Raw genomic sequence first — 16,764 nt, forward strand, 5'->3', positions numbered from 1 at the left:
GTACGCTGTTGCCCCCTCCAATAATTACTCTGGAGCTTCAGATGTCTGCGCCACACGATCATGTGTCTACTGCGGTTTCGCAAAACCTGTCCTTCGAAGCGCTGATGGCGTTGCTCGAGCAGATCTTCCTGCGCCACGGCACCTCAGCCGATGTCGCCAGAACCTTGGCCTTCAACTGCGCCGGTGCCGAGCGCGACGGGGCTCACAGTCACGGTGTGTTCCGTATTCCCGGTTATGTGTCGACGCTGCAAAGCGGCTGGGTCAATGGTCAGGCGGTGCCGGTGGTCGAGGACGTGGCCTCGGGCTTCGTTCGGGTTGACGCCGCTAATGGTTTTGCCCAACCGGCCCTCGCGGCGGCGCGGTCATTGTTGGTCGAGAAAGCCCGCAGTGCCGGCATTGCGGTGCTGGCCATCCGTAATTCCCACCATTTCGCCGCCCTGTGGCCAGACGTCGAGCCGTTTGCCGATGAAGGGCTGGTGGCACTGAGCGTGGTCAACAGCATGACCTGCGTGGTGCCGCATGGAGCCGATCGTCCGCTGTTCGGGACCAACCCGATTGCCTTCGCCGCCCCTCGGGCCAACGGTGATCCGATCGTCTTCGACCTGGCAACCAGCGCCATCGCCCACGGCGACGTACAGATCGCCGCCCGTAAAGGCGAGCGCTTGCCGGCGGGCATGGGTGTGGACAGCCTCGGCCAGCCGACCCAGGACCCGAAAGCGATCCTTGAAGGCGGCGCGTTGCTGCCGTTTGGCGGGCACAAGGGCTCGGCGCTGTCGATGATGGTGGAGCTATTGGCGGCGGCGTTGACCGGTGGCAATTTTTCTTTCGAGTTCGACTGGTCGAACCATCCGGGGGCGAAAACACCCTGGACAGGTCAACTGCTGATCGTGATTGATCCGAGCAAGTCGGCGGGGCAGAGTTTTGCCGAGCGCAGTCAGGAACTGGTCCGGCAGATGCACGGTGTGGGGCTCAAGCGGCTACCGGGTGATCGACGTCACCGGCAGCGCGCCAAAGCCAAGGTCGAAGGCATTGCACTCGACCCTCAAACATTGGCAGATCTGCGGGAACTGGCCGGGCTTTTGTAGGAGCCAGGCTTGCCGGCGAAGTCGGACTTGAGATCGCCTTCGCCGGCAAGCCTGGCTCCTACGAAAAGCGGTTCATTCGCTTAACTGACTGGCATTACGGCAAGCCTACAGGTCCAGTGTTTCCCAATTAACGTCGGCCCAACAACAGCCCCACCACCAAACCGAATCCGGCGGAGATGGCCACGGTTTGCCAGGGATGGCCGCCGATGTAGATTTCGCTGGCCTCGACTGCGGGCCTGGTCCGGTCACGCATACTTGAGACTGAACCCCGGGCCTGCTGGAGCTTCTGGGCGATTTGCCCTCGAAGGGTGTCCGCTTCCTCACCGACCAGTGAAGCACTGCTCTTGAGCAGTTTTTCCGACTCTTCGATCAGGGACTGAAGTTCGCTGAAGACCTGATCCTTGATTTGATCCTCGGCGACTTGATCGATGATTTTGCGGGCCATTAGAGTACTCCTTGCAGATAAATGGGCAGTGAACAATGGAGTCTGGCGCCATGGCAAAAGTTGCAGTCATTTTGCGTGGCGACTCCACCCTGAAGAAAAATCCAGGGCCGGACATTTCCTCCTACAGTGTAAGATGTCGCCTATTTTACGCAGCAGGTATCTTCCATGAGCTTCAATCTGGCCGACAAACCCCTTGCCGAGCGCGCGGCGCTTGAAGATGAAAAATCCCGTCTGTTCGAACTCTGGCAAAACAACCTGGGCAAATCCAAGGGCGAAGCCGCACGGTTGTTCGGTGAACGCGCCAAGCGCAAAGGCAAATGGGCCGAGTGGGTCCGCGCCGAACTCGACGGCATGTCGCCGCCGGAATTCGCCAACATGGTGCGCAGTGAAGTCAATCGTTTGATGGCGGCTAAATAAACTCGACCCCGTAGGAGCTGCCGAAGGCTGCGATCTTTTGATCTTTTTTCAAAAAGCCAAGATCAAAAGATCGCAGCCTTCGGCAGCTCCTACGTGTGAGAAAAAGTCGCGATAATCGCTTCGCGCACTTTCAATACCACCGGATCGAGCTGCGTACTGGTGCGCCAGCCCAGCTCGATCGGGTAGCGTGGCAGCGCCAGAGGGCAGGGCAGCAGCGCCAGCCCGCTAAGCGCGGCGATACTTCGAGCCGCATGGGCTGGAATAGTCGCCACCGCCTGGCTGCCCTTGAGCAGATACGGCAACGCGGCAAAGTGCGTGGTCGACGCGCATACCCGTCGACTCAGCCCCAACGCCGCCAGGCCTTCATCGGTAATCCCGATAAAACCGCCCGATGACACCAGAATGTGCTCGCGGGCGACGAACGCCTCAAGGCTGAGAGTCTCCTGTCCCTCGGCCAGACTGAGGGGATCCACCAGGCACAAATAACCCCCTTCACCCAGCACCTGACGACTGAGCAAACGCTCGGCGAATCCGCCGGCCGTGATCGCCAGATCGATGCTGCGTTCCATCAAGGCCCGGGCGACAATCTGGCTATGGGTCTGGCGAAAGATCAGCCGCAGTTTCGGCGCGCGATCGGCGATCTCGTCAATCAATCGTCGCCCGTAGGCGATTTCGAAATCATCCGACAAACCCACCGTCACCGAACGTCCGTCGTAATGATTCGCCGTCGGATCGACCATAGCCAGGCTCTGGCGGCATTTATTCAGCGCATCGCTGACCACCGGTTTCAACTGGTTGGCCTTGAGGGTCGGCGCAAGACCTCGACCCGTGCGCACGAACAACTGATCGCCATACACTTCTCGCAATCGGCGCAACGCCGCGCTGACCGCCGATTGCGTCACGCCTAGACGCAGCGCGGCACGGCTGGCGCTGGATTCTTCATGCAAGGCTTCGAAGACCTTGAGCAGGTTGAGATCGACGTTGGCGATATTCATTTGGTTCATATCATTCAGCAGTGAATCGGGCTTTATTCATGATCCTGTGGCGCCGGAGAATGAGCAACACCTCATTACTGACGGAGTCACCGCGATGCCCAAGTCCATCGTTGCTGCCCTGCAAATCGGCGCCTTGCCCGGCGGCAAGGCCGATACCCTCGATCAAATCCTCTCTTGGGAAACTGCCATTATCGAATCCGGCGCCGCACTGGTGGTCATGCCGGAGGCGTTGCTCGGCGGCTACCCCAAGGGCGAGGGTTTTGGCACGCAACTCGGCTATCGACTGCCGGAAGGGCGTGAAGCGTTTGCGCGGTATTTCGACAACGCCATCGACGTGCCCGGTGCCGAGACTGAAGCCTTGGCCGGGTTGTCCTCACGCACTGGCGCCAACCTGGTGATCGGTGTGATCGAGCGCGTGGGCAGCACCTTATATTGCACCGCGCTGTATTTCGATCCGCAGGCGGGGCTGGTCGCCAAGCACCGTAAATTGATGCCCACCGGCACCGAACGACTGATCTGGGGCAAGGGCGACGGCTCGACCTTGCCGGTGATCGACAGCCAGGTTGGGCGAATCGGCGCAGTGGTGTGCTGGGAAAACATGATGCCGCTGCTGCGCACCGCGATGTACGCCAAAGGCGTGGAGGTCTGGTGCGCGCCGACGGTGGACGAGCGGGAAATGTGGCAAGTCAGCATGCGCCACATCGCCCATGAAGGACGCTGTTTTGTGGTCAGCGCCTGTCAGGTCCAGGCTTCACCGAAAGCCTTGGGCGTGGAAATCGCCAACTGGCCGGCGCAGCGCCCGTTGATTGCCGGCGGCAGCGTGATTGTCGGGCCGATGGGCGACATTCTCGCCGGGCCGCTGCGTGACGAGGCGGGTTTGCTCACCGCCGAAATCGACACCGACGACCTGATCCGCGCCCGTTATGACTACGACGTGGTCGGGCACTACGCGCGCCCGGACGTGTTTGAGTTGACGGTGGATGAGCGGGCCAAACCGGGTGTGCGGTTTAATACGTAAACCTGTGGATGTGTGATTGTCGTCTAGTCTCTAGGCGTTCACACCCCTGTCAACGGATGGACTGTCCATGAGTTTGTTACTTGGCCCGATTCTGCAGTTTCGTGGCATCAACAGTAATGTCTATAACGTGTCTGCTCTAGTGGTTTTACCCTTGGGCGCGTCATCACCCAGCGTAAAAGTACCCGGCGGTGTCACTGCCAGCAAACCGTTGGCCACCGCCGATATCCCGTTGCTCAATCCTCAGTACCGCGTCTGGCGCATCGATTTAAAAGCGCCGCAAGACCAGGCTGTTGCGAGCACTTACACGATCAAGATAGAGGGCGCGGAGGCCAACTTCGTCGTTCCGGCCGAAGGGCAGTCGCCGCGCATGGCCTATGTGTCGTGCAACGGTTTCTCGGACCCCAAGGACATGGAGAAAGTGGACAGGAACAATGAGCGCTGGGAGCACATGTGGGGCTCTCATCAAAGCAAGCCCTATCACCTGTTGTTGATGGGGGGCGATCAGGTTTACAGCGACGACATGCGCAGCAACGTGTCGTCGATGAAAACCTGGTTTGCCAAGCCCTTCGCCGACCGTCGAAAGGCGGCCTACAGCAAGGTGATCGAAGCCGATCTGGACAAGTTTTTCACCAGACTGTACCTGGAGCACTGGAAGCAGCCTGAGGTTGCGAAGCTGCTCAGCGCCGTTCCGACGGTGATGATGTGGGATGACCACGACATCATCGATGGCTGGGGATCCTACGATGAGATACTGCATTCAAGCCCGGTGTTCCAGGGGCTGTTTGCCACGGCCAAACGCTATTTCAGGATTTTCCAGCAGCAATTGATCCAGACACATCCGCACCTCAAACCGTCTGCCGATACTCATCCCTGTGCGATTCCCGACACCGCTGACGGCTTTCACCTCGGGTTCACCGGCCTGGGTGAATTGGCATTGCTGGTTCCCGACCTGCGCAGCGAACGAGCGCCGGATTTGACGACTCCGCCGGCTCGGCCAACCCGGATCATTTCGCCCGTCAGTTGGGATGCGATTTATGCCTGGCTGGGCAAGGTCAAGGCACATAAGCACTTGCTGCTGATGTCGAGTATTCCCGTGGGCTACCTTGATTTGCAGGCGGCCGAAAAGGCACTGGACCTGATCTCGGGACAACAGGAACTCGAGGACGATTTGCGCGATCATTGGCGAAGCCTGCCCCACCGAGACGAACGCAAGCGGCTGATCATGCGGTTGCTGGATTTCGCCCATGCCGAGTCATGCAAGGTCACGCTGGTGTCCGGTGATGTTCATGTGGCGGGCGCCTGCGTGATCGAATCGACGTTGTCCCGGCATCGCAACGACGGTTCAGGATTGATTTACCAATTGATTTCGACCGGGGTCGTGCATCCTTCACCGCCGGTGCTGGCGGTGCAGTTTCTGGAGTCCATTGGCAAGCAACAGGAACAAATCGACTACGGCATCACCGGAACCATGTTGCCCATCGGTGCACGAGGGCGTTACCTGATCGCCGCAAGAAACTGGCTGGCGATAGAACCGGATGAAGACAGCACCGGCAAAAGTCGGCTCTGGGCCAACTGGCACGTAGAAGGCCTCAAACATTGTGTGACCCAGGTGATCGATCCGGTTAAGCCGCGGGCCGAACCGTAAGCGTTACCACGTGCCGGTGGTCGGCTCCGGCAGGCTGAGTTTGCCGCGATCAAGGAAACGCATCGTGCCGAACACGCCACCGGCCAGTTTGCCCCGAAGCACATAAGGCATATTGTCCAGTGTCTGCGTCTGTCCCAGCCCGAGGGTCTGACGCAGCACCGAGAAGGCCGAAACGCTCACCGGCACAACAATCACCGCTTCAGAAAAACGCGGGATCGAGCCCGATTGATCGCTGACACCGGAGGCGAGTGATTGACCGTTCACCTCCAGATCCAGGGCCACGCCGTTGTAGTCGATTGCCGTTTCATTGGGGTTTTGCACGCGCAGTTTTACCGCGAAACGCACTTCCAGTTCCTGGCTTGGCAGCGGCTCGATACCGACCACGTTGATGTTCAGTGGGTCGTGTTGGGGGAACAGGGCGCAGGCGCTCAGGGAGAGCAACAGGAGGGACAGAGGCAGGTATAGAGAAAGTGCGAACAATCTGCGCATGGACAGGTTCTCGTAAAGAAAAAGGCCGAGCCGCTCGTGGCTCGGCTCTTGAGCATTACGCACGGTTCAACTGTGCGACAGCCGCAGGTGAAACGGGTTCACCCTTGGCCGCAACATCCGGGTTCTGCATCACCTGAAGCACGGAGGCTTCCGGGTCGAACTCGTCTTCTTCCAGCTCGATGAACTCTTCGGGCAAGAAGATATTCAGCACGATAGCGCACAACGCACCGACGGTGATCGGTGATTCGAAGATGTTGTGCAGCGCCTTCGGCAACTCGCGCAACACTTCAGGCACCGCCGCAACGCCCAGGCCCATGCCGAGGGACATCGCCACGATCAGCATGTTGCGTCGATGCAGGCCGGCCTCGGCGAGTATCTTGATCCCGGCCACTGCCACGGTGCCGAACATCACCAGTTCGGCGCCGCCGAGCACTGGTTTCGGCATCAATTGCAGCACCGCGCCAATCATCGGGAACAACCCCAATACCACCAACAGGCCGGCGATGAAAAACGCCACATAACGGCTGGCCACGCCGGTGAGCTGAATCACGCCGTTGTTTTGGGCGAAGGTCACCATTGGCATGCTGTTGAACACCGCAGCCATCGCCGAATTGAGACCGTCGGCCAGCAATCCGGATTTGATCCGGCGGATATAAATGGGGCCTTTCACTGGCTGCCGGGAAATCATCGAATTGGCGGTCAGGTCACCGGCAGCCTCGAGGGGCGACACCAGGAAAATCACCGCCACCGGCACGAACGCCACCCAGTCGAATGAGAATCCGTACTTGAACGGTACGGGCACACTCATCAGTGGCACGGCGGGCAGGCTGGTGAAATCGACCTGGCCCATGAACCACGCGACCGCATAACCGAGGGCCAGGCCGATGACGATCGCGCCCAGGCGCAGGAACGGCACATCCACCCGGTTCAACACTACGATGGTTCCCAGCACAAGTGCGGCCAGCACCAAGTGGCTGGCCGCGCCGAGATCCGTCGCACCGAATCCGCCGGCAATGTCGGTCATGGCGACCTTGATCAGCGACAGGCCCATGAGGGTAATGATGGTGCCGGTCACCACCGGGGTGATCAGCATCCGCAGCTTGCCGATGAACTGACTCAGCACCACTTCGATGAACGCGGCGAAAAAGCACACGCCGAAAATCGTCGAGAGGATTTCATCGGTGCCACCGCCCCGCGCCTTGACCATGAAGCCGGCGCTGAGAATCACACTGATAAACGAGAAGCTGGTGCCTTGCAGGCACAACAGACCGGAGCCAACCGGGCCGAACCGCCGCGCCTGGACAAACGTGCCCAGCCCCGAAACGAACAACGCCATGCTGATCAGATAAGGCACTTCACTTTGCAGGCCCAGGGCGCTGCCCATGATCAGTGTCGGCGTGATAATGCCGACGAAACTCGCCAGCACGTGCTGCAGGGCGGCGAAGACCGTGGCGGTCAGGTGGGGGCGGTCATCGAGGCCGTAAATCAGGTCGTTGTTGCGTGGGGAGGCGGTTTTTTCAGATTCGGTCATGGTCAGGTGCGTGCCAGAAGGCGGGCCGGTCAGAAAAGGGAGCGCAGGATGCCAGAACGGTCTGGCCACGGCAAAAGCAAGGTCAAAAGATCGCAGCCTCGTTTCACTCTGTAGGAGCTGTCGAGTGAAACGAGGCTGCGATCTTTTGATCTTCAAATAAACGCCGCAAGCAGATCCTCTTCAAACGCTTTTTGCGCATCCCCCGGCACCTGAGCGCGATGGCGGGCCAGATGGAACGCCACCTCAAAACTCATATCGCCCTGGCGCACGGCGCGCAGCAACCCTTTGTCTTCCCAGCTGCGGGCGAAGTGATCGGGCAGATAGCCAACGTGTTTGCCGGAAAGAATGAAGGCGAGGGTGCCTTCGACCTGCTCGGAACGGGCCGAACACATCTTCCCCTGAAACGGCTCGTCGCTGCGCAGGAAGCGGTAGGGGTGATCGACCCGGTCGCAGGCCTGAAGTGCTTGATCGTCAGGCGCCGCATCGGTAAACAGCGGATGCCCGGGGGCGCAGTACAAGTGCTGGGTTTCAGTGAACAGTTCGCGGTAGTCAAAAGCGCTCTGCACCTGTGAAAAATAGCCGATCGCCAAGTCCAGTCGTTGTTGCAGCAACAGCCGTTCCATCTCGCCGGGCATGGCGCTGATCAACTCGATACGCACCGATTCATCCCGCTCGCGAAAGCGCCGGATCGCCTCGGCAACCCGTTGCAGTACCGATTGATCAAGCGCTTCGGACAAGCCCAGGCGCACTTCGCCGATCAAGCGTCCGGCCACGCCGTTGGATTGATGACGGAACGCTTCGATCGACTCGAACAAGGCGCGAATGGCAAGAAGCAACTGCTCGCCTTTTGGGGTGATTTTGAACCCGCCCTTGCCGCGACTGCACAGGCGATAACCGAGCCGGGTTTCGAGCCTGGCCATTTGCTGGCTGATGCTCGACTGGCTCAGCCCCAATTCACCCTGAGCCGCGCTGAAGCCACCGCATTCCACCACGCTGACAAACAGGCGCAGCAGGTGCAGGTCGAGGTCGTGAAGTTGACCGAGCATCAAACATTACTCCGCAATAAAGTCAGGATAACTAACTTGGTATTTTTCCAATGTAACTGACCACGCATCCTGCAACCACTTCCTCCGGTCAGGTGTTCGTCATGGCTCCGCTCTTCAAGCTGTGTTTACCCGCGCTGTTCCTCGCCATGGCCGTGCCGGCCCAGGCTGAGGAAAAAGTCCTCAATCTTTACAGTTGGGCCGATTACGTGGCGCCCGACACCTTGCAGCGCTTCGAAAAGGAAACCGGCATCCATGTGCGCTACGACACGTTCGATGCGCCGGAAGTCCTGGAAACCAAGCTGCTCACCGGCGGCAGCGGTTATGACGTGGTGGTGCCGTCGTCCAGTGTGCTGGCGCGTGGGCTGGCGGCGGGCGCGCTGAAGGAAATTCCTCACGATGGCCTCAAGGGCTACGCCAACCTTGACCCGGACATGCTGGAAAAACTGGCGGCGGTCGACCCCGGCAATCGCTATGGCGTGCCTTACACCTGGGGCACGCTCGGGTTGGGAATGAATGTCGAAGCAGTGCAGCAGCGCGTGCCCAACGTACCGCTCAACAGCCTGGACCTGCTGTTCAAACCCGAATACGCCAGCAAGCTGAAAGATTGCGGCATCGCGATTCTCGATTCGCCGCAAGAGGTGATCGGCCTGGCGCTGCACTATCTGGGTAAAGATCCCTACAGCACCGACAAGACTGATCTGACAGCCGCCGACGCGCTGTTGCATCAGTTACAGCCGTCGGTGCTGTACGTCGCCACCGGCCGACAGATCAACGATCTGGCCAATGGCAGCGTCTGCCTGGCATTGACCTACAACGGTGACGCGAGCATGGCCGCCGATCAGGCGCGCAAGGCCAACAAGCCGTTCGAAGTGGCCTACCGCATTCCGCGGGAGGGCACGCTGGTGTGGCAGGACAACCTGGCGATTCCCAAGGACGCGCCACACCCCGAAGCCGCTCGGGCCTTCATCGAGTTCATGTTGCGCCCCGAATCTGTCGCCGCGCTGACCAATACGCTGTTCTTCGCCACGGCTAATCAGGCGGCGACGCCGTTGGTGGATGAGGCAGTGCGCAACGATCCCGATATTTACCCGCAGAGCGAGGTGCGCGAGCGGTTGTACGCCGACCGCAGCATGAGCCTCAAGGACATGCGTCAGCGCACCCGTCTGTGGACCACTTTCCGTAGCCGCCAATAAGCCAACAATAAGGAACACACCATGGACGTCCCTGCACAGAACGATCAGGCCATGACCCGAGACAGTCTTTACGGGACTGCCGCCGAAAGCACCTACGCCGGTATCACCAGTTTCATGCGCCGTCGCTACAGTCGCGACTTGCGCGGTGTCGACGTGGTGGTCAGCGGCGTGCCGTTTGACACTGCCACCAGCAACCGCCCCGGCGCGCGTTTCGGACCGCGCGGCATTCGGGCGGCATCCACCGGGATCGCCTGGGAACGCCATTGGCCGTGGACGTTCGACCCGTTCGATCATTTGGCGGTGATTGACTACGGTGATTGCGCCTTCGATTACGGCACGCCGCAGTCAGTGCCGGAAAGCATCGAGGCCCACGCTGAGCACATCCTGAGCGGCGGTTGCGCGATGCTGACGTTTGGTGGCGATCACTTCATCAGTTATCCGCTGCTCAAGGCTCATGCCCGTCAGCATGGCCCGTTGTCGTTGATTCACTTCGACGCCCACAGCGACACTTGGCCGGATGAGGAGGGCAAGCGCGTCGACCACGGCACGATGTTCTGGCACGCGGCCAAGGAAGGGTTGGTGGATCCGTCGCGCTCGGTACAGATCGGGTTGCGCACCACCAATGATGATCATCAGGGCTTTCAAGTGCTGGATGCGCGGCAGGTGCATCGGCAAGGGTGTGAAGCGATCGTCGAGGCGATTCGTGCTCGGGTTGGTGATCACCCGGTGTATCTGACCTTCGACATCGATTGCCTCGACCCGGCCTTTGCGCCGGGCACCGGAACGCCCGTGTGTGGTGGCTTGAGCACGGTGCAGGCGCTGGAGATTCTCGGCGGTTTGCGTGGGATCAATCTGGTGGGGATGGACGTGGTGGAAGTGGCGCCGGCCTACGACAGCGCGGACATCACCTCATTGGCAGCGGCGACATTGGCCATGGAGATGCTGTGTTTGTATGCGGCCAGGCATAAGGTCGATCGGTAACACACAAACCAATGTGGGAGCGGGCTTGCTCGCGAAAGCGGAGTATCAGCCAACAGAAATGTTGAATGTTAAGCCGCTTTCGCGAGCAAGCCCGCTCCCACATTTGATCTATGTCCGGCCATTGGAGCGAGGTGTTATCGCTCCTGCCAGTTTCTGACAACAGCCTCTGCTAAGCTCCGGCGACTTTTCAAAAAGAGCCTGCCGACCGTGTCGCGAACCAGCCGTCTACTGACTTTGTTACAAGTGCTGCGGGGCAAAAGTCGTCCGGTAACTGCCGCGACATTGGCCAGCGAGCTGGAGATTTCCGAGCGCACGCTGTACCGCGACATCGCGGAACTCACCGCGCTCGGCGCGCCGATCTTTGGCGAGGCGGGGATCGGCTATGTGTTGCGCAGTGGTCTGTTCCTGCCACCCTTGATGCTCAATGCCGATGAAACCGAAGCCATTGTGCTCGGGTTGCGCTACGTGGATCAGCGTGGCGATGAGGTCTTGGGCAAAGCCGCGGCCGGTGCCTTGGCAAAAATCGCCGCGGTGCTCGACCCCGCCGCCCAAGAGGCCTTGCGCAACCCGACAGTACTGCCCGGCCCACCGGGTTATGGCTATCCGCAAAATGCCGTGCCCTTGAATGTGTTTCGCCAAGCCATCCGCGATCAGGCCAAGCTGCACATCGACTACGCGGACGCCAACCAGGTGCCGAGCCAGCGGCTGATCTGGCCACTGGCCCTGGGTTTTCTCAACGAGGTGCGGATCATCGTCGCCTGGTGTGAATTGCGCAGTGCCTACCGCACGTTTCGCACCGACCGGATCTCGGCTGCCAGCGAGCAGGGTGAACGCTACCCGGGGCGGCGCAGCGACCTGTTGCGCACCTGGCGCAAGCAGATGCAACTCGACGAAGCAGGGCGTTTCACTCCTGACAAGAACTGACACAGGCTTGTTTTAGCATGGCTCCAGAATCAACTCATAAGGAGCCGTAAACATGTCCAATCCAGCCTCTTCACTGGCCCCCGCCATCGCTGCCTACATTGCTGCCGCCAATGCTCGCGACACGTCGAGGGTTGCCAGTTTTTTTGCTGAGGATGCCAACGTGTTCGATGAGGGGCAGCATCAGGTCGGCACGCAAGCCATCGCCCAATGGATGCAAGACACCGCACAACGTTATCAGCCAAGGGTCGAGGTGCTCGACGTTCAGCTGCGCACCGGCAAAGTGCTGGTGCACAACCTGATCTCCGGCACCTTTCCCGGCAGCCCGCTGGAACTGCGCTACATGTTCCGCCTCAATGAGCAGGGCAAGATTGCCAGGCTGGATATCTCGCTGTAACCCGGTGCTGTGTGGCGGTGCGAAACCTGTGGGAGCGGGCTTGTTGTGGCGAGGGGGCTTGCCCCCGTTCGGCTGCGAAGCAGTCGTAAAACCTGTACATGCGGTTTAACTTTGAAAATGCCGGGGGCGCTTCGCACCCCAACGGGGGCAAGCCCCCTCGCCACAAAAGCCCGCTCCCACATGGATTGTATTTGACTACTGGTATCAGGCTTCACCCGCAGTCCCAGAGACGTATACTGCCGCGTATGAATGTCGACTCTCCCTTAAGCGCCTGGCAACACGCCATCGAACAGAAGGGCTTCGTCCAGGACGAAGCCCAGGAACATGCCGTGTGGGCGCTGCAAAAATGCCATGAAGCCTTGCATGAAGGCCGTACACCCATTACTGGCGTGTACCTCTGGGGCCCGGTCGGGCGGGGCAAGACCTGGTTGATGGATCAGTTCTACCAAAACCTGCGCGTCCCGGCCCGGCGTCAGCACTTTCATCACTTCATGGGCTGGGTGCATCAGCGCTCCTTTCAATTGACCGGCACCGCCGACCCGTTGAAAGCGCTGGCCCGCGAACTGAGCCAGGAAGTGCGCGTGCTGTGTTTCGATGAACTGTTCGTCAACGACATCGGTGACGCCATCATTCTCGGGCGTTTGTTTCAGGTGATGTTCGAGCAGGGCGTGGTGGTGGTCTGCACCTCCAATCAGCCGCCGGATCAGCTGTACGCGGATGGCTTCAACCGTGACCGGTTCGTGCCGGCCATTAGCGCGATCAAGCAACACATGCAGGTGATTGCGGTGGATGGCGGGGAAGATCATCGTCTGCACCCTGGTGCCGCTCTGCAGCGTTATTGGGTGAACGTACCGGGTCAATCCGGCGTCTTGAGCGAAGTGTTCAAGGCCTTGACCGTCGGCCAGTCGCTGTCCAGCGATCCGGTCAAGATCGGCTACCGTTCGGTCAATGTGATGCGGGCCAGTCAAACCGTGCTCTGGTGCCGTTACGCCGAGCTCTGCGAGCAGCCGTTTGCCGCCATGGACTTCATGGCCCTGTGCGATACCTTCAGCGCTATTCTGTTGAGTGACGTGCCAAACCTCAGCGCGCAAAAACGCGAAGGGCGCATCGCCCGCGGCACTGAAGACGGTGTCGAGCGGGTGGCGGCGGGGGACCGCGAGTTGCCGCAGTTGTCGGTGCATGACGACGGCGTGCGCCGGTTCATCGCCCTGGTGGACGAATGCTACGACCGCAAGGTGCCGCTGTACCTCGAAGCGCAGGTGCCGATGGAAGCGTTGTACACCGAGGGCTATCTTGCGTTTCCGTTCCGTCGCACCCTTAGTCGTCTGCAGGAAATGCAGCTACAACGTTTCGCCGAGGCTTGATATCCGGGAGGAGCGAACATGAATCAGCCCTTGTCTCACCATTTGCTGACCATGGCCTATCAGAACGCCTGGGCCAATCATCGACTGGCCAAGGCCTGGCTTCAGCTAAGCCCGGCCGAGCTGGCGGCGCCGCGAGTCAGTTTCTTTCCCAGCCTCAGCGCGACCCTCAACCACATCCTGACCTGCGACTGGTTCTATGTGGATGCACTGGAGCGGGAGTTGCGCGGTGACGAACCGCATCCAGATTGCTACGTGTTTTTCAACGAAGACGAGCCGTTCACCCACGGCGCCGACCTCAAGCGCGAGCAAGCCCTGGTGGGCCGCCGACTGATCGCGTACTGCGAGCAACTGCGCGATGCAGACCTCGGACGGCTCGTGACCATCGCGCGCGACACCCCGCAACATGACAGCCGTTTGCGCATGCTGTCCCATTTGTTCGAGCATCAGATTCATCATCGCGGGCAGGTTCACGCGATGCTCAGTGGCACCTCGGTCACGCCGCCGCAACTGGACGAGTTTTTTTGTGCCGGTGAGGCAGAGTTGAGGGCCGAGGATTTTGCTGAGTTGGGGTGGACCGAGGCATTGATCTGGGGCGTTTGAGAAGGAACGATCACAACAGGATCTGGTTGTCGGCACCCCGGCACTCGCGATAAGGTCGCTGGACCTTTCAGTGCGCAAGAGGCGAACTGGGGCAACTTGTGTGATTGAGGGTGGAAATGGAATCCGCAGAAATTCTTGTGCTTCAGGCCAGCTACACCAACCCGGTGCATGCCGAGGCGATTGGCCTGGTGTTGAACCACTACGCCGAAGACCCGATGGGCGGCGGTCACCCGTTACCCGCCGATAGGCTGCAACAATTGCCGGGGGAACTGGCCAAACGTCCTCATGCCTTCAGCGTACTGGCGTTTGTTGGCGGTGAGCCGGCAGGGCTGGTCAACTGCTTTGAAGGTTTTTCGACCTTCGCCTGCCGGCCGCTGGTCAACGTGCACGATGTGGCAGTGGTGTCGAAGTTTCGCGGGTTGGGGCTGAGTCAGAAGATGCTGCACAAAGTCGAGGACATCGCACGCCAGCGCGGCTGCTGCAAAATCACCCTGGAAGTACTGGAAGGCAATGCGGTGGCTCAGGCGGCTTATGGCAAATTCGGTTTTGCGCCAGGCATGTTCGACCCGGCGCACGGGCGGATGCTGTTCTGGACCAAGCCGCTTTAATTCGCGATCCACAATCTTTTGGGAGCGGGCTTGTGTGGCGAGGGGGCTTGCCCCCGTTCGGCTGCGAAGCAGTCGTAAATCCTTTACATGCGGTTTAACTTTGAAATGCCGGGGGCGCTTCGCGCCCCAACGGGGGCAAGCCCCCTCGCCACAGTGCTCCTCGCCACACATGCCCGCTCCCACAGGATCCGCGCCAAAACTACTGCTGAACGACTTCCGGCATGATAGGCGCGCCCTTGGGTTTCATCAGGCTGAAGTCAATCAACGGCCGCTGCTGACGCTCATAAGGGTTGCCGATCATCAATGGTCGAGGCTTGAAGCTGTCGCTAACCAGGCTTTTACTGCGGTCCAGTTCATCGAAACTCAAGCCGGCCAGATCCGCCCAAGTGTGAATCAGTTGCGAACTGCTGTACGGCCGGCCCAGATCGCCGGCAAAACTCCAGTCATGGGTTTCGCGCCATTTCGGTGAAGCCCAGGCCATGAACGGAATGGTGTACATCGGCGCCGTCGGTTTGCTCTCGTTACGGCCCAGGGTTTTATGGCCCGGGGAGTCGAAGACGTCTTCGCCGTGGTCGGAGAGGTAGAGCAAGAAGCCGTTCGGATCAGTCTTGGCGTAGTCCTTGATCAGGCTCGATACCACGAAGTCGTTGTAAAGCACTGCGTTGTCATAGCTGTTGTACGTCGGCACCTGATCGTCACGCACGCCGTCCGGAACACCTTTGCGGTCGGTGAACTTGTTGAACGTCGACGGGTAACGGTACTGGTAGCTCATGTGCGTGCCGAGCAAATGCACAACGATCAGCTTGCGCGGCGCCGCGTCAGCCAAAGCCTTGTTGAACGGCTCGATCACATCGCCGTCGTACTGGGCGGCATTCTGGTTGCGGTTGTTGTTCAGGTACACCTGCTCGTCGGCCTGCTGGGAGAAGGTCGTGAGCATGGTGTTGCGCTTGGTCATGGTCTGCTGGTTGGTGATCCAGAAGGTCTTGTAACCCGCCTGTTTCATCATGCTGACCAGTGACGGTGTCGTCAGGTAGCGGTCCGGGTTTTCTTCGTCGGCGAAGGTCAGTACCTGCTGCAACGCTTCGATGGTGTAGGGGCGCGGCGTAATGACGTTATCGAAAACCGCCAGTTGGTCCTTGAGCTTGTCCAGTTCCGGCGTGGTTTCCCGAGGGTAGCCGTACAGGCTCATGCGCTGACGATTGGTAGATTCGCCGATCACCAGCACCAGGGTTGCCGGCTGATTGGCCATCGAATCAGTGAGGTTCTTGAGCGGTGGGATCTTGCTGGCGCTGTCGAGCATGTCTTGCATGCCAGCCAGGGTATTGAGGTAACGGTGATAGGCCACGGCCATCTGCCACGGCACCGCGGGCTCGATGCGGGTTTCGAATTTCTCGAAGCCGCCCGCCAGGCTGCCGGTGCGCACGGTCTGCTTGATCATCGGGTAACCGATCACCGCCACCAGAATGGCTGTCGCTGCAATCAGCGCCTGGCTGCGTGGCAGGTACACCGGACGCAAGCGGGTCCAAAGGAAATACGCGAACGCGGTATGGGCGAGGAATGCCGCCACCATCCACCAGGCAAAATACTGGGTCATGTACTCGCCGGCTTCAGACACGTTCGATTCGAACATGATGAAGATGACGCTCTGGGAAAACTCCTGCTGATAGATGAAGAAATAACCGAGGCTGGCCATCGAACAGGCCCACAGCACCACGCCGATCAGCGCGGCCATCACACGTGTTTGCCTAGGGAATAGCAGCATCGGCGCCAGCCAGATGGCGCTCATGACAAAGGCCTGGCGGAACCCGGTAAAACCGGAGGTGCCCGTCAGCTGAATCAACAGTTGGGTAATGCCGGAAAAATACCAGAAGAACAGAAATAACCAGAGAAATCCTGCCCAATCAAAACCTTTCGCAGACGTTTTGCTGCGTTTAAACAAAGCCATTCACCACTCCAGCCTGATAATTACTTCGGCCGTCAGCACTCTCCCTGTCGCAGACGAACGAACGCCGCGCGGATACCGAGCGGC

17 protein-coding genes are annotated in these 16,764 nt (G+C 59.8%); 11 read left to right on the forward strand and 6 right to left on the reverse strand.

The annotated features are described in order from the left end of the window. The first annotated feature begins 41 nt into the window (after positions 1-41). The gene (locus tag TU81_RS27900; protein ID WP_048397682.1) at positions 42-1,085 is read left to right on the forward strand and encodes an Ldh family oxidoreductase; all 1,044 of its coding nucleotides are present in this window, start codon (positions 42-44) and stop codon (positions 1,083-1,085) included. Positions 1,086-1,212: 127 nt separating this feature from the next. Here TU81_RS27900 and TU81_RS27905 read toward each other — a convergent pair whose 3' ends face one another. Beyond that, positions 1,213-1,530 (reverse strand): DUF883 family protein, encoded by a 318-nt coding sequence (locus TU81_RS27905; protein WP_038983475.1) that lies wholly within the window; start codon positions 1,528-1,530, stop codon positions 1,213-1,215. Between the two features lie 165 nt (positions 1,531-1,695). On the opposite strand from TU81_RS27905, the gene TU81_RS27910 reads away from it, so the two are divergent. Beyond that, a complete protein-coding gene (locus TU81_RS27910; protein WP_007897387.1) occupies positions 1,696-1,947 on the forward strand; it encodes a hypothetical protein in 252 nt (83 codons plus the stop codon). A gap of 89 nt (positions 1,948-2,036) precedes the next feature. On the opposite strand, the gene TU81_RS27915 is transcribed toward TU81_RS27910, so the two are convergent. Continuing rightward, a complete protein-coding gene (locus tag TU81_RS27915; RefSeq protein WP_048397685.1) occupies positions 2,037-2,951 on the reverse strand; it encodes a LysR family transcriptional regulator in 915 nt (304 codons plus the stop codon). 85 nt (positions 2,952-3,036) lie between these two features. On the opposite strand from TU81_RS27915, the gene TU81_RS27920 reads away from it, so the two are divergent. After that, on the forward strand, positions 3,037-3,960 hold the full coding sequence (locus TU81_RS27920) for a carbon-nitrogen hydrolase family protein (protein ID WP_048397687.1): 924 nt from the start codon (positions 3,037-3,039) through the stop codon (positions 3,958-3,960). 67 nt (positions 3,961-4,027) lie between these two features. Then, positions 4,028-5,605: an alkaline phosphatase D family protein gene (locus tag TU81_RS27925; RefSeq protein ID WP_048397689.1), complete on the forward strand. Its 1,578-nt coding sequence runs from the start codon at positions 4,028-4,030 to the stop codon at positions 5,603-5,605. Positions 5,606-5,608: 3 nt separating this feature from the next. Here the strand turns inward: TU81_RS27925 and TU81_RS27930 are convergent, their stop codons facing one another. The 3 genes from TU81_RS27930 to TU81_RS27940 form a co-directional block, all read right to left on the reverse strand. Then, positions 5,609-6,094, reverse strand: a complete 486-nt coding sequence (locus TU81_RS27930; protein WP_038983467.1) for an LEA type 2 family protein — start codon at positions 6,092-6,094, stop codon at positions 5,609-5,611. Positions 6,095-6,149: 55 nt separating this feature from the next. Next, positions 6,150-7,625 (reverse strand): nucleobase:cation symporter-2 family protein, encoded by a 1,476-nt coding sequence (locus tag TU81_RS27935; protein WP_048397691.1) that lies wholly within the window; start codon positions 7,623-7,625, stop codon positions 6,150-6,152. Between the two features lie 152 nt (positions 7,626-7,777). Then, on the reverse strand, positions 7,778-8,671 hold the full coding sequence (locus TU81_RS27940) for a LysR family transcriptional regulator (protein ID WP_038983464.1): 894 nt from the start codon (positions 8,669-8,671) through the stop codon (positions 7,778-7,780). A 101-nt stretch (positions 8,672-8,772) separates the two neighbouring features. Here TU81_RS27940 and TU81_RS27945 point away from each other — a divergent pair, with 101 nt between their 5' ends. The 7 genes from TU81_RS27945 (at position 8,773) to TU81_RS27975 (ending at position 14,735) form a co-directional block, all read left to right on the forward strand. Further along, positions 8,773-9,864: a polyamine ABC transporter substrate-binding protein gene (locus TU81_RS27945; protein ID WP_048397693.1), complete on the forward strand. Its 1,092-nt coding sequence runs from the start codon at positions 8,773-8,775 to the stop codon at positions 9,862-9,864. A gap of 21 nt (positions 9,865-9,885) precedes the next feature. Then, entirely contained in the window at positions 9,886-10,845 is a 960-nt protein-coding gene (gene speB, locus TU81_RS27950; RefSeq protein WP_048397695.1) for an agmatinase, read from the forward strand. 207 nt (positions 10,846-11,052) lie between these two features. Further along, entirely contained in the window at positions 11,053-11,769 is a 717-nt protein-coding gene (locus TU81_RS27955) for a helix-turn-helix transcriptional regulator (RefSeq protein WP_038983462.1), read from the forward strand. A gap of 52 nt (positions 11,770-11,821) precedes the next feature. Beyond that, the gene (locus TU81_RS27960) at positions 11,822-12,163 is read left to right on the forward strand and encodes a nuclear transport factor 2 family protein (RefSeq protein WP_007897370.1); all 342 of its coding nucleotides are present in this window, start codon (positions 11,822-11,824) and stop codon (positions 12,161-12,163) included. A 245-nt stretch (positions 12,164-12,408) separates the two neighbouring features. Continuing rightward, positions 12,409-13,527, forward strand: a complete 1,119-nt coding sequence (gene zapE / locus TU81_RS27965) for a cell division protein ZapE (RefSeq protein ID WP_048397697.1) — start codon at positions 12,409-12,411, stop codon at positions 13,525-13,527. A gap of 18 nt (positions 13,528-13,545) precedes the next feature. Then, complete coding sequence (locus TU81_RS27970; RefSeq protein WP_048397700.1) at positions 13,546-14,127, forward strand: DinB family protein; 582 nt, start codon at positions 13,546-13,548, stop codon at positions 14,125-14,127. A gap of 116 nt (positions 14,128-14,243) precedes the next feature. Then, positions 14,244-14,735, forward strand: a complete 492-nt coding sequence (locus TU81_RS27975) for a GNAT family N-acetyltransferase (RefSeq protein ID WP_038983457.1) — start codon at positions 14,244-14,246, stop codon at positions 14,733-14,735. A 199-nt stretch (positions 14,736-14,934) separates the two neighbouring features. Here the strand turns inward: TU81_RS27975 and TU81_RS27980 are convergent, their stop codons facing one another. Further along, a complete protein-coding gene (locus TU81_RS27980; RefSeq protein WP_048397701.1) occupies positions 14,935-16,680 on the reverse strand; it encodes a phosphoethanolamine transferase CptA in 1,746 nt (581 codons plus the stop codon). Positions 16,681-16,764: the final 84 nt, after the last annotated feature.

The sequence above is a fragment of the Pseudomonas lini genome (assembly GCF_001042905.1).
GTDB classification, from domain to species: domain Bacteria; phylum Pseudomonadota; class Gammaproteobacteria; order Pseudomonadales; family Pseudomonadaceae; genus Aquipseudomonas; species Aquipseudomonas lini.

Coding starts and splice junctions, on each gene's coding strand:
- TU81_RS27900 (WP_048397682.1), top strand. CDS start 42: ATGTCTGCGCCACACGATCATGTGTCTACTGCGGTTTCGCAAAACCTG.
- TU81_RS27905 (WP_038983475.1), bottom strand. CDS start 1,530: ATGGCCCGCAAAATCATCGATCAAGTCGCCGAGGATCAAATCAAGGAT.
- TU81_RS27910 (WP_007897387.1), top strand. CDS start 1,696: ATGAGCTTCAATCTGGCCGACAAACCCCTTGCCGAGCGCGCGGCGCTT.
- TU81_RS27915 (WP_048397685.1), bottom strand. CDS start 2,951: ATGAACCAAATGAATATCGCCAACGTCGATCTCAACCTGCTCAAGGTC.
- TU81_RS27920 (WP_048397687.1), top strand. CDS start 3,037: ATGCCCAAGTCCATCGTTGCTGCCCTGCAAATCGGCGCCTTGCCCGGC.
- TU81_RS27925 (WP_048397689.1), top strand. CDS start 4,028: ATGAGTTTGTTACTTGGCCCGATTCTGCAGTTTCGTGGCATCAACAGT.
- TU81_RS27930 (WP_038983467.1), bottom strand. CDS start 6,094: ATGCGCAGATTGTTCGCACTTTCTCTATACCTGCCTCTGTCCCTCCTG.
- TU81_RS27935 (WP_048397691.1), bottom strand. CDS start 7,625: ATGACCGAATCTGAAAAAACCGCCTCCCCACGCAACAACGACCTGATT.
- TU81_RS27940 (WP_038983464.1), bottom strand. CDS start 8,671: ATGCTCGGTCAACTTCACGACCTCGACCTGCACCTGCTGCGCCTGTTT.
- TU81_RS27945 (WP_048397693.1), top strand. CDS start 8,773: ATGGCTCCGCTCTTCAAGCTGTGTTTACCCGCGCTGTTCCTCGCCATG.
- speB (WP_048397695.1), top strand. CDS start 9,886: ATGGACGTCCCTGCACAGAACGATCAGGCCATGACCCGAGACAGTCTT.
- TU81_RS27960 (WP_007897370.1), top strand. CDS start 11,822: ATGTCCAATCCAGCCTCTTCACTGGCCCCCGCCATCGCTGCCTACATT.
- zapE (WP_048397697.1), top strand. CDS start 12,409: ATGAATGTCGACTCTCCCTTAAGCGCCTGGCAACACGCCATCGAACAG.
- TU81_RS27970 (WP_048397700.1), top strand. CDS start 13,546: ATGAATCAGCCCTTGTCTCACCATTTGCTGACCATGGCCTATCAGAAC.
- TU81_RS27975 (WP_038983457.1), top strand. CDS start 14,244: ATGGAATCCGCAGAAATTCTTGTGCTTCAGGCCAGCTACACCAACCCG.
- TU81_RS27980 (WP_048397701.1), bottom strand. CDS start 16,680: ATGGCTTTGTTTAAACGCAGCAAAACGTCTGCGAAAGGTTTTGATTGG.